General features: G+C 73.1%; 10 protein-coding genes. 4 read left to right on the plus strand and 6 right to left on the minus strand.

What is annotated here, in order from left to right:
• The first annotated feature begins 100 nt into the window (after positions 1-100).
• From eccCa to CLT68_RS04955, 4 genes are all read left to right on the plus strand, one after another.
• Positions 101-4084: a type VII secretion protein EccCa gene (gene eccCa / locus CLT68_RS04940; protein WP_099849147.1), complete on the plus strand. Its 3984-nt coding sequence runs from the start codon at positions 101-103 to the stop codon at positions 4082-4084.
• Between the two features lie 74 nt (positions 4085-4158).
• A complete protein-coding gene (gene mycP, locus CLT68_RS04945; protein ID WP_099849149.1) occupies positions 4159-5499 on the plus strand; it encodes a type VII secretion-associated serine protease mycosin in 1341 nt (446 codons plus the stop codon).
• A gap of 52 nt (positions 5500-5551) precedes the next feature.
• Complete coding sequence (locus tag CLT68_RS04950; RefSeq protein WP_099849151.1) at positions 5552-6343, plus strand: phosphatase PAP2 family protein; 792 nt, start codon at positions 5552-5554, stop codon at positions 6341-6343.
• A 37-nt stretch (positions 6344-6380) separates the two neighbouring features.
• On the plus strand, positions 6381-7088 hold the full coding sequence (locus CLT68_RS04955) for a phosphatase PAP2 family protein (RefSeq protein ID WP_099849152.1): 708 nt from the start codon (positions 6381-6383) through the stop codon (positions 7086-7088).
• 13 nt (positions 7089-7101) lie between these two features.
• Here CLT68_RS04955 and CLT68_RS04960 read toward each other — a convergent pair whose 3' ends face one another.
• From CLT68_RS04960 to CLT68_RS04985, 6 genes are all read right to left on the minus strand, one after another.
• Entirely contained in the window at positions 7102-8280 is a 1179-nt protein-coding gene (locus CLT68_RS04960; protein WP_099849154.1) for a MarP family serine protease, read from the minus strand.
• Between the two features lie 63 nt (positions 8281-8343).
• Positions 8344-9036 carry an NUDIX hydrolase gene (locus CLT68_RS04965; RefSeq protein ID WP_088950556.1) on the minus strand — a complete coding sequence of 231 codons (693 nt, stop codon included), beginning with the start codon at positions 9034-9036 and terminating at the stop codon, positions 8344-8346.
• Positions 9033-9668, minus strand: a complete 636-nt coding sequence (locus CLT68_RS04970) for a TlpA family protein disulfide reductase (protein WP_088950557.1) — start codon at positions 9666-9668, stop codon at positions 9033-9035. The genes CLT68_RS04965 and CLT68_RS04970 overlap by 4 nt, the downstream gene beginning before the upstream one ends.
• Positions 9665-10453: an endonuclease III gene (gene nth, locus CLT68_RS04975; protein WP_099849155.1), complete on the minus strand. Its 789-nt coding sequence runs from the start codon at positions 10451-10453 to the stop codon at positions 9665-9667. Before nth ends, CLT68_RS04970 begins: the two co-directional genes overlap by 4 nt.
• A 40-nt stretch (positions 10454-10493) precedes the next feature.
• Positions 10494-11672, minus strand: a complete 1179-nt coding sequence (locus tag CLT68_RS04980) for a CapA family protein (RefSeq protein ID WP_088950559.1) — start codon at positions 11670-11672, stop codon at positions 10494-10496.
• 56 nt (positions 11673-11728) lie between these two features.
• Positions 11729-12391: an adenosylcobinamide amidohydrolase gene (locus tag CLT68_RS04985; protein WP_099856798.1), complete on the minus strand. Its 663-nt coding sequence runs from the start codon at positions 12389-12391 to the stop codon at positions 11729-11731.
• Between the last annotated feature and the right edge of the window lie 18 nt (positions 12392-12409).

Here is a 12409-nt window from a genome sequence, read left to right on the forward strand (position 1 = left end):
GACTGGTCTCCATATCGAGGGGGATCGGAGGCTGCGCGGACGACAGGACTTTACCTACCATGAGTCCGGCTCGGGTTACCCAGCGCTGTCAGGAGGCCGAGTGTCCACCGTCGTCATCAAGCGTCCGCCACGTCGACCAGCGCCGGAGATCCCCAACGGCGAGCTGCCGGTCGAGGCCCCACCGGAGATTCCCGTGGTGGCCGGCGGGCGGTGGCAGCAGATGCTCATGCTGCTGCCCATGCTCGGCGGCACGGTGGCGATGGCCATGATGTTCGGCCGGGGCGGTGGCGCCTACTCGTACGTGGTGGGTGGGATGTTCGGGCTCTCCTCGCTGGCGATGTTGGTGACGTCCTGGGGCAGCGCCTCCGGCACCCCGAAGAAGTCCGAGATGATGGCCGCCCGCAGGGAGTACCTGCGGCACCTGGCCACGCTGCGACGGCGGGTGCGGCGGACCGCCGGGCAGCAGCGGGCCGGGCTCTTCTACCGGCACCCGGACCCGGGCGGGCTCTGGTCGACGGTGGACAGCCACCGGGTCTGGGAGCGGCGCCCCGTCGACCCGGACTTCGCGGTGGTGCGGGTCGCCGTCGGGCCGCAGACACTGGCCACCCCGCTCGTCCCGCCGGTCACCCGGCCACTGGAGGAGCTGGAGCCGATGACTGCCGGCGCGTTGCGTCGCTTCCTGGACGCGTACTCCGTGGTGCCGGACCTGCCGGTGGCGCTGTCGCTGCGCAGCTTCGCCCGGGTGCACGTCCGGCCCGCCGGCCGCACCGGGGGTGGCGGGCCCGCCGCCAGCGGGCCGCCCACCGGTGACCCGGGGGCGCAGGCGCTGGTCCGGGCCGTGCTGACCCAGCTGGCGGTCTTCCACGCCCCCGACGAGCTGCTCGTCGCGGTGTGCGCGGGACCGGAACGCCGCGCCTGCTGGGAGTGGGTGAAATGGCTCCCGCACGCCCACCACCCCAGCCGCACCGACGCGCTCGGCCCGGTACGACTGGTGACCAGCTCCGCCGCCGAGCTGGAAGCACTGCTGGCCGACGTGCTGGCCAGCCGCTCCCGGTTCAGCCCGGCCGGCCCGGCCACCGACGGCCCGCACGTGGTGGTGGTCCTCGACGGCGGCGAACTGACCGGGGCCAGTGACCTGACCGGTGACGGCGGCATCGACGCGGTCACCGTGCTGGACCTGGACACTCCGCCGCCCCGGCTGCTCGACCGGTACGCGCTGCTGTTGGAGCTGCACGGCCGGAGACTGCACTCGCGGTCGTCCGACGGGCATGCCGAGGTGGGCATCGCCGACCAGCTCGACCTCGCCGACGCCGAGGCGGTCGCCCGACGGTTGGCGCCGCTCCGGCTCGCCGGTACGGCACGCGGGCCGGACGCCCCGCTACAGGCCGACCTGGGCCTTCCCGAGCTGCTCGGTCTCGGCGACCCGGAGAGCTTCACGGCCGAGCAGGGCTGGCTGCCACGCTCGGCGCGAGAGCGGCTGCGGGTGCCGATCGGGGTGGGCACCGACGGCGGTGCCATCGAACTGGACCTCAAGGAGTCCGCCCAGGACGGGATGGGCCCGCACGGCCTGCTCATCGGGGCGACCGGTTCCGGCAAGTCCGAGCTGCTCCGCACGCTGGTGCTGGGGTTGGCCGCCACGCACAGCTCCGAGCAGCTCAACTTCGTGCTGGTCGACTTCAAGGGTGGGGCCACCTTCGCCTCGTTCGACCGGCTGCCGCACACCGCGGCCGTGATCACCAACCTGGCCGACGCGTTGCCCCTGGTCGACCGGATGGTCGACGCCATCAACGGGGAGCTGGTCCGCCGCCAGGAGCTGCTGCGGCGCGCCGGCAACTTCGCCAGCGTGCGCGACTACGAGCGGGCCCGGGCGGCCGGCAGCCCACTGGCCCCGCTGCCGTCGCTGCTGCTGATCTGCGACGAGTTCTCCGAGCTGCTCTCCGCCAAGCCCGACTTCATCGACCTGTTCGTGCAGATCGGCCGGCTGGGCCGGTCCCTCGGTGTGCACCTGCTGCTCGCCAGTCAGCGACTTGAGGAGGGACGGCTTCGCGGGCTGGACACCCATCTGTCGTACCGGATCGGACTGCGTACCTTCTCCGCACTGGAGTCCCGCACGGTGCTCGGGGTGCCGGACGCGCACGAGCTGCCCCGCTCGCCCGGCCACGGCTACCTGCGCGCCGGCACCGACCCGCTGGCCCGGTTCAAGGCCGCGTACGTCTCCGGTGCCGTCCGCCGTCGGAGCGCGACGGCCGGCGTCGCCGTCGAGGGCGGCGCGCGGCTGCTCACCTTCACCACCCACGTCGTGCCGGTGCCCGAGCCGACCGCCCCGGTCGTGCCCGTCGTCGCCGAGGAGGAGGGCAGGGGCACACTGCTCGACCTGCTGGTGGACCGGCTCGTCGGGCAGGGCCCACCGGCGCACCAGGTCTGGCTCCCGCCGCTCGGTCAGCCGCCGACCCTGGACGAGCTGCTCGGCCCGGTCGAGGTGGACCCGCAACGCGGCCTGACAGTGGGCAACCCGGAGCTGCACGGCGCACTCGGCGTGCCGCTGGCCGTCGTGGACAAGCCGTTGGAGCAACGCCGGGACCTGCTCTGGCTGGCCCTGGACGGCGCCGCCGGGCACGTCGCGCTTGTCGGCGCGCCGCAGAGCGGCAAGTCCACCGCGCTGCGCACGCTGATCTGCGCGCTGGCGCTCACCCACACACCGGCCGAGGTGCAGGTCTACTGCCTGGACTTCGGTGGTGGCGGGTTGGCCGCGCTGCGCGACCTTCCGCACGTGGGCGGGGTCACCGGCCGGGCCGACCCGACCGCCGTCCGGCGCACCGTCGGCGAGATGACCACCCTGCTGGCCGATCGGGAGCGCCGCTTCGCGGAGCTGGGCGTGGAGTCGATGGCCACGTACCGGCAGCGCCGCGCCGCGGCGGGAACGACCAACCAGCCGGGCACCGACCCGTTCGGTGACGTGTTCCTGGTGATCGACGGTTGGAGCACCGTCCGAGGCGAGTACGACGACCTGGAACCCCTGGTCACCGACCTGGCCACCCGGGGCCTGTCGTACGGGCTGCACGTGGTCGCCACCGCACTGCGCTGGCTGGACTTCCGCCCGGCGATCCGGGACCTGTTCGGCTCCCGCCTGGAGTTGCGCCTCGGCGACCCGTCCGACTCGCTCGTGGCCAGGCGTGCGGCGGCGAACGTGCCGGAGCGCCCGGGTCGAGGGGTGACCGCGGAGGGGCTGCACTTCCTCACCGCGCTACCTCAGCTCGCCGCCACCAACGGGGACACCGCCGACCTGGTCAAACGGGCTGCCGACGGGTGGGCGGGTCCTCCGGCGCCCCGGGTCCGGCTGCTCCCGCCCGTGCTGCCGTACGCCGATCTGGACCTCGTCGCGACGACCGGGCTGCGCTTGCCGATCGGGATCGCGGAGGCGGACCTGCGCCCGGTGCTGCTCGACTTCGCTACCGAGCCACATTTCGTGATCTTCGGGGACTCGGAGTGCGGCAAGTCCTCGTTCCTCCGCGCGCTGGCCACGTCGATCACCACCCGGTTCACTCCCGAGCAGGCCCGGGTGATCCTGGTCGACTACCGGCGCAGCCTGCTGGGGGCCATCGAGACGCCACACCTGATCGGGTACGGCACCGCTGCGGCGCACACCGCCGAGCTGGTCGAGTCGGCCGCCGGCTATCTGGAACGGCGGGCCCCCGGGCCGGAGGTCACCCCGCAACAACTGCGGGACCGCTCCTGGTGGTCTGGCCCGGAGCTGTTCGTGCTGGTGGACGACTACGACCTGGTGGCGTCCGGTCCTGCAAACCCGCTGCGGGCGCTGGAGGAGCACCTGCCGCACGCCCGTGACGTCGGGATGCACCTGGTGCTGGCCCGTCGCTCCGGTGGCGCGGGCCGCGCCCAGTACGAGCCGATCGTGCAGCGACTGCGGGAGCTGTCCACCGCTGGTCTGGTGATGGCGGGCAGCCCCGAGGAGGGCGCACTCGTCGGATCGGTGCGACCCGGTCCGCTGCCGCCGGGCCGTGGCCGACTGGTCACCCGGCGAGAGGGCGTACGCCTCGTTCAGCTCGCGCAACTTCCGCCACCGTGACCTGACTCGCCGGTTCTTCCCGTGACAGGTGGGGAAACCGGTAATCTCCGATCGTCATGGTTCCGTCGGGATGAATGGCTGAGGATGTGACTGGGGTTCGGCACAGCGGTCCGTCAGTGGCCCGCCGGACGGCAGGCCGGGCGCTGCTCGGTGTGGCCGCGGCGCTTGCTGTCGTGGCCCCGACCGCGGCGGCCGCCCCCGTCGCCGCGCCCACCAACGGCGGACAGCTCGCCGGCGCGCCGATGGCGTTCGCCCCCGGTGACACCGTCACCCGCACCGACCAGGTCCGCGACGAGCAGTGGCAGCTCGACGAGTTGCGGGCCGACACGGCCTGGCGCAGCTCGACCGGCCGGGGCGTGATCGTCGCGGTGGTCGACTCCGGAGTGGACGGCAATCATCCCGACCTGGTCGGCCAGGTGCTGCCCGGTAAGGATCTGGTCGGCCCCGAGGGTGGGGCTGGTCCGGATCCGGTGGGGCACGGCACGACGGTCGCCGGCCTGATCGCCGGGCGCAGCGACGACAAACGAGGCGTGGTGGGCCTGGCACCGGACGCCCGGATCCTGCCGGTCCGGGTGCTCGACGAGCAGAACCGCTACGACGACGCCTTGATCGTCGCCCAGGGGGTCCGCTGGGCCGTCGACAACGGCGCCCGCGTGATCAACCTGTCGCTGGGCGGCAGCGGCGACAGCCCGGCCCTGGCCGCGGCCCTGGACTACGCATTCGTTCGGGACGTTGTCGTGATCGCCTGCACCGGCAACCTGGCGACCTCCACGAGCACCAAGGTCTGGTACCCGGCCCGCGAGCCGGGCGTGATCGCGGTCGCGGGCCTCGAACGCAGCAGCGACAACCTGTGGTCCGGGTCGATCACCGGCCAGGCGACGGTGCTCACCGCTCCCGCCAGCGGGCTCGTCGGCGCCAAGTCTCCCGACGGGTACTGGCGGGTGCAGGGCACCAGCTTCGCCGCGCCACTGGTGACGGCCACCGCCGCGCTGGTCCGGTCCCGCTACCCGCAGATGCCCGCCGGCGAGGTCGTCAACCGGTTGCTGGCCACCGCCCGGGACCTCGGCCCGACCGGGCGGGACGACCGCTTCGGGTACGGGGTGGTCGACCCGGTGGCCGCGCTGACCGCCCAGGTGCCGCCGGTGACCGCCAACCCACTGGACGACCAGACGTCGCCGGGCGTGACGGGTTTCGGCCCCGCCCCCGGCTCGGCCGACGACGAGCCGGTGGCCGGCGCCGGCAGCGACCCGCTCGGTCTCGCCGCACCCCGCCAGCAGACCAGGTGGACGGCCCGGGCGGCGGGCGGCCAGGACACCTCGGCACCGGAACAGCTGTGGACCGGAGTCGTGCTCTTCGTCGCCCTGGTCGGGGGCGCCGCCCTGGTGGTGCGCCGGCTCCGGCAACGGGCCCGCTGATCGCTGCCCACCGTCAGGCCTGACCGATCGCCAGGTCGGGTAGAACCGACCCATGAGTACGCATCGGCCGCCCACCCTCGCCCCCGCCGGCCAGCCGTCCTGGCGGCGGCGCCGACTTGATCCGGACCATTCGCTGGGTCTGCGGCTGACGCTGGCCGCGACGGCGGCGTTCCTGGTGTTGGTGCCCTTCGCGCTGCTCACACTGCTGGTGCTCGGCGCCTGGGCGCCGCTGCACCGGCTGGACACGGCGGTCACCCACGCGTTGCACGGTTACGCGCTCGACCACCCGGCCTGGGTCACGCTGATGCGGATCTGGACCGAGGTGTTCGCCCCGATGCCGCTGCGCGCCGTCGCACTGGTCCTGGTGATCTGGCTGCTGCGCCGGGGCGCCCGTCGGTTGGCCCTCTGGGCGACCACCACAATGGTGGTCGGTGGGCTGATCGGTCCGCTCCTCAAACTGCTCGTCGGCCGGGACCGGCCGGAGCTGCTGGACCCGGTGGCACGGGCCGCCGGTTACTCGTTCCCCTCCGGGCACGCGTCGAACGCCACCCTGGCCGCCGGGGTGCTTCTGCTGGTGTTCCTGCCGTTCGCCGGGCGGGGGGCGGCGCGGGCCGCGCTCTGGGCCGCCGCGCTGCTGATCACCGTGGTGACCGGGCTGAGCAGGGTGGCGCTCGGCGTGCACTTCGCCAGTGACGTGCTGGGCGGTTGGCTGCTCGGTGTGGCGGTGCTGGCGGCGACCACCGCCGCGTTCACCAGTTGGCGGGCGCACACCGGCCTCCGGCCGGTCCGACCGACCCGTGACGGCGTCGCTCCCGAGGTGGAGCGTCACCCGGGATCGGCCTGAGGCGTGCCGACGAGGTCGGCCGGGTAATGGGCGGCACATGTCCGAGACCGCGCTCCAGATCGTCCGCCGGGTGCTGCTGCCGGTGTCCCTCCTGCTCGGCGTCATGGTCCTGCTCGGGGTGCTGGTCACCCGCGTGTTCGCCCGAACCTGGCCGTTCACAGTGGAAGACGCGGTGAACCGGGAGTTGGCCGCCGACCGCACCGGCGGATGGAACGACGTCTCTCTGGTGTTCAGCACGCTGGCCAGCACCCAGATGATCGTCGTGGTCACGGTGTTGGTGGCGCTGGCGCTGCGGCTCTGGTTGAAGCGCTGGCGGGAGCCGCTGTTCCTGTGCGCGGCGGTGATCGCCCAGGCGCTGGTGTTCCTGCTGACCACGCTGGCGATCGACCGGCAGCGGCCGGCGGTGGAGCACATGGACGTCTCACCGCCCACGTCGAGCTTCCCGTCCGGGCACACCTCCGCGGCGGTGGCGCTCTACGTCGGCATTGCCGTGCTGATGGCGTTGCGGGCGCGCAGCACCGGGGCGAAGGTCGCCTGGTGGAGCCTGCTGCTGACGGTGCCGCTGGGGGTGGCGCTGACCCGGATGTACCGGGGGATGCACCACCCGAGCGACGTGGTGGCGTCCTTCCTCAACGGCGGCACCTGCGTCGTGATCATGGCTCGGGCCGTCCTCGACCGGGGGCTGCGGTGGGGGCGGGCGAAGCTGCCGACCGTGGGGCAGCCGGCGCTGTCGACCCGGGGCTGACTCCGCGCGGCTCTCAGGTGCACTCGCCGGTGGCGACCTGCCGGTTGCGTTCGGCGCCGGCCAACGCCACCGGGCGGGCCTCCGCGGCGGTCACCGCGAAGCCGGTGTTCGGGTCGTCGGCCGCCGCCGCGAAGATCACGCCGAGCACCAGGCCGTTGGCGGAGAGCAGCGGGCCGCCGGAGTTGCCGCTGCGGACCAGCGCTCGGATGGTGTAGATCTCGCGGGTGACGTCGCCGGACGAGTAGATGTCCGGGCCTTTGATCCGGTCGACGTCGCGGACCCGCGCCGACTGCGCGTTGTAGGGGCCGTCGAGCGGGAAGCCCAGCACGATGGCGTCGGAGCCGCTGCCCGCGTTGCCGGCGGCGAACCGCAGGGACGGGCCGGGCAGCCCGGGCACGAGCAGCACGGCCAGGTCCCGGTCCGGGTCGTAGACCACCACCTTGCCGTCGTACCGCTCGCCGCCCAGCTCCACAGCGACCGAGCGGGTGCCTGCGACGACGTGCGCGTTGGTCATCACCCGGTCGTCGGCGTACACGAAACCGGAACCCTCGATGCGGCGCGAGCAGCTGGGCGCCGAGCCGAGCACCTTGACGACCGACTTCTGGCCGTTGACGACGACCTGCGAGCCGGCCAGGGCCGGGTCCGGTGGGTCGACCTGCCGGGCCCGGGTGGGGGTGAGGTCACCGAAGACGTCCGGGAACCCGTCGGTGTCGACGGTGTCCTCCAGCGCGGTCGACAACTGGTGGGCCTGCTCCGGCACGACCCGGTTGACCACCGAGATCAACGCGCTGTTGCGCACCGCGGCGGCAAGCCAGGGCACTGACGACGAGCCGAGCGGCACCGCGACCAGCCAGGCGAGCAGCAGCACCGCGAGCAGTGAGACGAACGCCCCGCCCACGTCGTCGACCCGTTTGCCGACGTCGCTGGTGATGGTCTTACGCAGGTGCGAGCCGAGCCAACCGGCCAGCGCCTGCCCGACCACGGCCAACCCGAAGATCGCCACGAGCGAGATCAGCACGCGGGTGCCGGCATCCACGAACTGTCTGGCGAACAGCGGCCCGAGCTGGAGGCCCAGCAGCAGACCCAGGAAGAAGCCGGACAGCGACGTGATGCCGATGACGAAACCCTGGCGGTATCCGCTGATCGCGAACACGAGCATGAGCAGCAGGAGGACGAGATCCACGACGGACACGGGTCAAGCGTACGGGCAGTGCGCCGCCCAGATGACCATCGCTTGCCGAAGGTGACCGTGCGATCAGCGCAGGGCTGTCTCGTCCGCGTTGTCGGTGCCCGCCGAGGGCGCCGGCGTCGCCCCGCTCGGCGGGAGCTCGACCACCCGGCCGTGCGGCCACGGACGCGCCCAGCCCCCCATCTCCAGGAGGGTGGCCAGCACCCCGGCGGTGAAGCCCCAGACGAGCATCCCGCGCGCCGAGAACGCCGGCCCGATCCAGCCGCTCGGGTGGCGGACCCGCATTCGGTTGGCCGGATCGACCAGCTCGCTGACCGGCAACCGGGCGACGTGCGCCACCTCGGCCGGCTCCCGGGGGTGCACCGGGTGCGGGTCGTGCCACCAGGCCAGCACCGGGGTGACCACGAAGTCGCTGACCGGGATCCACAGTTTCGGCAGCTCGGCCAGCACGGTCACGCTGGTCGGGTCGAGACCGACCTCCTCGTTCGCCTCGCGCAGGGCGGTGGCGCGGACGTCGGCGTCCTCCGGGTCGGCCGCGCCGCCGGGAAAGGCCGGCTGGCCGGCGTGGTTGCGCAGGGTGGCGGCGCGTTGCAGCACCAGCACGTCGGGGCCGGCTCCGGGTTGCTCACCGAGCAGCACCAGCACGGCGCTCTCCCGGCCGCCCTCGGCCGGGGTGGTCAGCCGGGTGAAGTCCTCGGCGCGGGCGGTGCCGAGCCGGGTCAGCAGGGGCTCGATCCACTCGGGTGGTCGACGGGTCACGCCGGCACCGCCAGGCCGAGGTGCTGGCGGACCAGCTTGGCGAGCTGGGCATCGTCGAGCGCGCCGGTGGCGTCGATGTGCCGGATCTGGCCTTGCGCGTCGACGAAGAGGGTGAGCGGGAAGGCGTTGCGCTTCAACTCCCGTTGCAGCGCGTCGCCCTGGTCGACCAGGATCGGGAAGCGTACGCCGAAGTCCTCGCCGATGGACTGGGCGCCGCCCCGGCTGTCGCGCGTGTTCACCCCGACCACCTGGAGTTGACCGGCGGTCCGTTCGCTCAGCCGTTGGAAGGCGGGCAGTTCCTTGCGGCACGGCCCGCACCAGGACGCCCAGACGTTGATCACGGCCGGCCCGGCCACGTCCCGCAGGGCGACGGGGGCGCCGCCGGTGAAGCAGGACAGCGTCAGCTCCGGCAGCGCCTTTCCACCGGCGGCGGCCGTCGTGCCGGTCGTGGTGGGGGCCGTCGTCGCGGTCGACGTCGGCGCGGTGCCGAGCTTCGAACAGTCCCGGAAAGGCGACGGCCGCTCAGCGGCGGCCGGCGGCCGGGGGGCCGGGTCGTCGTCGGCCTTTCCTGCGGTGCAGCCAGCGACGACCAGCAGCAGCGGCAGGGCGAGCAGGGCGAGCCGCCGGTTCACGGCACCTCCGCGGCGATCGCCTGTGCGGGCACCAGCTCCGGGTCGACCCCGGCCGCCACCGCCAGGTCACGCGCCCGAGGGCCCTTGAGAAGCTTCGCGGCGGCGGCCGGATCGGTGGGCCCGGCGCCGTACGAGGGGCAGAGCTTCGCGAGTGTGCACGCCCCGCAGGCGGGCTTGCGGGCGTGGCAGACCCGTCGCCCGTGGAAGATGATCCGGTGCGACAGCATCGTCCAGTCGCGCTTCGGGTAGAGCGCGCCGACCGCATGCTCGATCTTGACCGGGTCGGTCTCGGTGGTCAGCCGCCACCGATGGACCAGCCGCTGGAAGTGCGTGTCGACGGTGATGCCCGGGACGTCGAACGCGTTGCCGAGGATCACGTTGGCGGTCTTGCGGCCGATGCCGGGGAGGGTCACCAGGTCGACGAGCCGGCCCGGGACCTGGCCGTCGTACCGGTCGAGGAGCGCCTGGCCGAGCTTGAGCAGCGAGTCGGTCTTGTTGCGGTAGAACCCGGTGGGCCGGATCAGCTCCTCCATCTCGGCCCGGTCGGCCCCGGCGTACGCGGCGGCGCTCGGGTAACGGGCGAAGAGCTTGGGGGTGACCTCGTTGACCTTCTTGTCCGTGCACTGCGCGGAGAGGATGGTGGCGACGGCCAACTCCAGGGCGTTGGAGTGGTCCAGCTCACAATGCGCGTCGGGGTGCGTTTCGGTCAGCACTCGACCGATCTTGCGGGCACGGCGGGTGCGCCCAAGGTCGGTCTCGCTGGCGCCGGGAGGACTGTCGGTCACGACGGTCAGCCTACGTCGCGCCCCGGACGTTCCTGGCGGGTCAACCGCCGGCCGGCGGCGAGATCTTGCCCTGCCCGTCGAGCCGGGCGCCGCCCTTGGGGAAGTCCGTGCGGCTCAGCTCGGTGACCAGGCCCAGACCCCGGTCGTTCGGGTCCATCGTCGGCTTGCCGGCGTCGTTCATGTACGTCGAGGTGAACGAGCCGCCGGCCCAGGTGCCGTCCGGCTTGAGCGACACCTTCAGCACCCCGCCCCAGCCGAGGCGGCCGTCGTTGTTCAGCGAGTTGCCGCCGCCGGCGAAGTTGCCCAGGCTGTACGCGATCAGCCGCCCCTGGTAGAACTCCATGCCGCGCAGCACGTGCGGCCCGTGCCCGACGATCAGGTCGGCGCCAGCGTCGATCATGGCGTGGGAGAACTTGACCGGGTCGCCCCGATTCTCGCCCAGGAACATCTCGGTGCCCGGCTTCACCCGGGTCTTCTCCGCGCCCTCGCCACCCATGTGCACCTGCACCACGACCAGGTCGGCCATGGTGGCGGCCTTGGCGACCACCGTCTTCGCCTTGGCGATGTCGACCAGGCTGTTGGACCAGACGTACGACGAGAAGCCGGCCACGGCGACCTTGACGCCCTTGACGTCGACCACGGTGATCTGGTCCGGGGCACCGGTGTGCTTGAGGTCGTACTTCTCCAGCGCCTTCTGGGTGTTCTCGTAGCCCTTCGGCCCGTAGTCGTAGCCGTGGTTGTTGGCCTGGTTGAGCACGTCGAAACCCGCGTCACGCAGGTGTGCGGCGTATTCCGGTGGGGCCCGGAACTGGAAGCAACGGGTGGAGTTGGCCCCGCACTTGCCGGTGCCGGTGTCCACCGTCAACGGCTCCTCCAGGTTGCCCATCACCAGGTCGGCCTTGAGCGCCTCGGTGACCGAGGTGAAGAAGCCCTTGCCGCCGGCTGAGGGCAGCCGGCTCGGCGCGTTGCCCATGATGATGTCGCCGGTGGCGGAGAGCGAGATCGCGCCACCCGCGCCGGAGGTCGCGCCCCCGCTGGCATCCGGGCCGGCCGTGGCCACCGGAGCGCCCGTGCCGCCACCACCGGCGCCGGGCTGCCACACGGGGGCCTCGCCGCCTGCATCGGAGCAGCCGGCGACGAGCAGGGCGGCCAGCAGCGCGGCGAGGCCGAGGGCGACGCGGCGACGCGGGCGGGACGCAAGGGGGGCGGGAGCATACATCGCCCGCGACCCTACCGGTCGGCAAACGCGCCGACGACAGCCGATCGGTCGAATCTTCAGCTGGTCAGCTGGTCCGACCAGGGCACGACCGCCCGGGAACCCCCGGCGAGCACCGCCGCGTGCACCGCGCGAGCCAGCGGGGCGCCCCAACTGGAGCGCGGTCCCCCGTACGCGGCCTCGGGCCCGTCGACCGGGCAGAGGACGGTGACCGCGTCGGTCGGGGTGCCGGTCCCCGGCAGTCCCAGCTCGCTGATCGCCTGGGTCTTCGCCTCGGTCGCGGTGGCCACCGCGTTGACCAGTGCCGAGTCGGCGAGCCGCGCCGGCACGTACACCACGATGTTGACCGTGCCGACCCGCTGAAAGAGCCCGGCCGGAGCTGGCGCGGCCGCGAGCACCGGCGTGCCGAGCCCGACCGTCGCCCAGGCCCGCACGCCGGTGTCGGTGCGCGCCACCACCTCGCCCACGTCCACCCCGGTCAGCAGACCCACCCCGGGCCCGTCGAGGGCCAGGTCGGCGGCGAGGGCCGTCAGGTGCGCGGCGGGGTCATCCCGGTCGTACGACATCGGTACGGTCGCGTTCAGCACCCAGTGCCGGACGCCGATGCCACCGCCCAGTGGGCCGCTGCTGACAGCTCGTAGGGGCACTTCCGCGCGCCAGACGAGCAGCGGAATGTGAAGCCCATCCTCGGCGCGGCTGGTCAGGGTTGGCTCGCTCAGCACGTCGGGCAGGTTACGCCC

The organism is Micromonospora sp. CNZ299 (assembly GCF_002754415.1).